The organism is Nguyenibacter vanlangensis (assembly GCF_013376155.1).
In the GTDB taxonomy this organism is placed as follows: domain Bacteria; phylum Pseudomonadota; class Alphaproteobacteria; order Acetobacterales; family Acetobacteraceae; genus Gluconacetobacter; species Gluconacetobacter vanlangensis.
Genome location: NZ_JABXXP010000732.1, coordinates 1 through 1341, shown reverse-complemented (window position 1 = coordinate 1341; position 1341 = coordinate 1). Strand labels below are relative to the sequence as shown.

Below are 1341 nucleotides of genomic sequence, written 5' to 3'. Positions count from 1 at the left end.
ATGCCGCGCCCGACGACGCGGCCTCGACCGCGATCCCGGTGCGTTCGCCCACCGCCTGTTCGCGCCCGGCCGAACGGCCCTGGATGACCAGGCCGATCCCGGGCCAGGTTTCGGCCAGGGCGAGCACATGGGCGTCGGCCTGCGCCCCGGTGCCGTAGATCAGGGCGCGACGCGGCGCCTGGGGCAGCAGATGGCGGATGCCGACCAGCGTCACCGCGGCGGTGCGGCGGCCGGTCGCGGTCGGGCCGTCCATCGCGAACAGGACCCGTCCCGTCGCGCCGTCGATGCAGGTCACCTGTCCTTGGATGGCGGGACGCCCCGCCGCCGGATTGTCGGGATAGACCGTCAGCAGCTTGTGGCACATCAGGTCCGGCCCCACGCAGGGCATGGACAGCAGCACCCCGCCCTCGACCGGGGCCTGCGTGACCTGGCGCTCGGGGCACAGGATACGGCCGGCGAGGTAATCCGGCAGGACGCGTTCCAGCGTTTCGACCAGAGCGGCAAACGGAAGTACCGCCGCCGTCCGCTCGGCGTCCAGGTCGCGCATGCCCTCCATCGTCCGTGGCCTCCTCAGCCGATATCGAAGGACACGCCCTGCGCCAGGGGCAGGGTTGCACCGTAATTGATCGTGTTGGTGGCGCGACGCATATAGGCCTTCCAGGCGTCCGAACCGGATTCGCGGCCGCCGCCGGTTTCCTTCTCGCCGCCGAAGGCCCCGCCGATCTCGGCCCCCGACGTGCCGATATTGACGTTGGCGATGCCGCAATCCGACCCGGCGGCGGACAGGAATCGCTCCGCCTGGCGCAGATCGGTGGTGAAGATGGACGAGGACAGGCCCTGCGGCACCGCATTCTGCAGCGCGATCGCCTGGTCGAGGTCCGAATATTTCATGACATACAGGATCGGCGCGAAGGTTTCCTGCAGCACCGGGCCGGCCTGCGTGGGCATTTCCACCAGCGCCGGCCGGACATAGAAGGCATCCGGATAGAGATCGGCGCCTTCGCGCATGCCGCCGGTCACCGCCCCGCCCAGCGCGCGGGCGGCGTCGAGCGCCTGCTGCATGCGCGCGAACGACGCGCCATCGATCAGCGGGCCGACCAGATTGCCTTCGTCCAGCGGGCTGCCGACGGTGACCGACCGGTAGGCGGCGCGCAGCCGGGCGACGAAAGCGTCATGAATGCTGTCATGCACGAACAGACGGCGCAGCGTGGTGCAGCGCTGGCCGGCCGTGCCCATGGCCGCGAAGGCGACGCCGCGCAGGGTCAGTTCCAGGTCGGCCGACGGGGTGACGATGGCGGCGTTGTTCCCGCCCAGTTCCAGGATGGCGCGCGCGAACCGGGC

1 protein-coding gene and 1 pseudogene are annotated in these 1341 nt (G+C 70.7%); both read right to left on the bottom strand.

Annotation, left to right across the window (positions count from 1 at the left end; all coding sequences use genetic code 11):
* Nucleotides 1–556 (bottom strand): annotated as a pseudogene (locus tag HUK84_RS18510) (delta(1)-pyrroline-2-carboxylate reductase family protein); the annotation flags it as partial.
* 14 nt (nucleotides 557–570) lie between these two features.
* Nucleotides 571–1341: aldehyde dehydrogenase family protein (locus tag HUK84_RS18505; RefSeq protein WP_176641540.1), on the bottom strand; the 771-nt coding region annotated here is incomplete at its 5' end.